This is a genomic window from Lelliottia sp. RWM.1 (assembly GCF_016859735.1).
Classification (GTDB): Bacteria; Pseudomonadota; Gammaproteobacteria; order Enterobacterales; family Enterobacteriaceae; genus Enterobacter.
Genome location: NZ_WLVC01000131.1, coordinates 1 through 1121, shown reverse-complemented (window position 1 = coordinate 1121; position 1121 = coordinate 1). Strand labels below are relative to the sequence as shown.

Annotated in this window: 1 protein-coding gene; it reads right to left on the bottom strand. The window is 61.9% G+C overall.

All coding sequences use genetic code 11. The features are described 5' to 3' along the window. Window positions 1-202 precede the first annotated feature (202 nt). On the bottom strand, window positions 203-1121 hold a 919-nt coding region (gene intI1 / locus GF617_RS26890), incomplete at its 5' end, for a class 1 integron integrase IntI1 (protein ID WP_025766410.1).

Below are 1121 nucleotides of genomic sequence, written 5' to 3'. Positions count from 1 at the left end.
TGTCGTTTTCAGAAGACGGCTGCACTGAACGTCAGAAGCCGACTGCACTATAGCAGCGGAGGGGTTGGATCCATCAGGCAACGACGGGCTGCTGCCGGCCATCAGCGGACGCAGGGAGGACTTTCCGCAACCGGCCGTTCGATGCGGCACCGATGGCCTTCGCGCAGGGGTAGTGAATCCGCCAGGATTGACTTGCGCTGCCCTACCTCTCACTAGTGAGGGGCGGCAGCGCATCAAGCGGTGAGCGCACTCCGGCACCGCCAACTTTCAGCACATGCGTGTAAATCATCGTCGTAGAGACGTCGGAATGGCCGAGCAGATCCTGCACGGTTCGAATGTCGTAACCGCTGCGGAGCAAGGCCGTCGCGAACGAGTGGCGGAGGGTGTGCGGTGTGGCGGGCTTCGTGATGCCTGCTTGTTCTACGGCACGTTTGAAGGCGCGCTGAAAGGTCTGGTCATACATGTGATGGCGACGCACGACACCGCTCCGTGGATCGGTCGAATGCGTGTGCTGCGCAAAAACCCAGAACCACGGCCAGGAATGCCCGGCGCGCGGATACTTCCGCTCAAGGGCGTCGGGAAGCGCAACGCCGCTGCGGCCCTCGGCCTGGTCCTTCAGCCACCATGCCCGTGCACGCGACAGCTGCTCGCGCAGGCTGGGTGCCAAGCTCTCGGGTAACATCAAGGCCCGATCCTTGGAGCCCTTGCCCTCCCGCACGATGATCGTGCCGTGATCGAAATCCAGATCCTTGACCCGCAGTTGCAAACCCTCACTGATCCGCATGCCCGTTCCATACAGAAGCTGGGCGAACAAACGATGCTCGCCTTCCAGAAAACCGAGGATGCGAACCACTTCATCCGGGGTCAGCACCACCGGCAAGCGCCGCGACGGCCGAGGTCTTCCGATCTCCTGAAGCCAGGGCAGATCCGTGCACAGCACCTTGCCGTAGAAGAACAGCAAGGCCGCCAATGCCTGACGATGCGTGGAGACCGAAACCTTGCGCTCGTTCGCCAGCCAGGACAGAAATGCCTCGACTTCGCTGCTGCCCAAGGTTGCCGGGTGACGCACACCGTGGAAACGGATGAAGGCACGAACCCAGTGGACATAAGCCTGTTCGGTT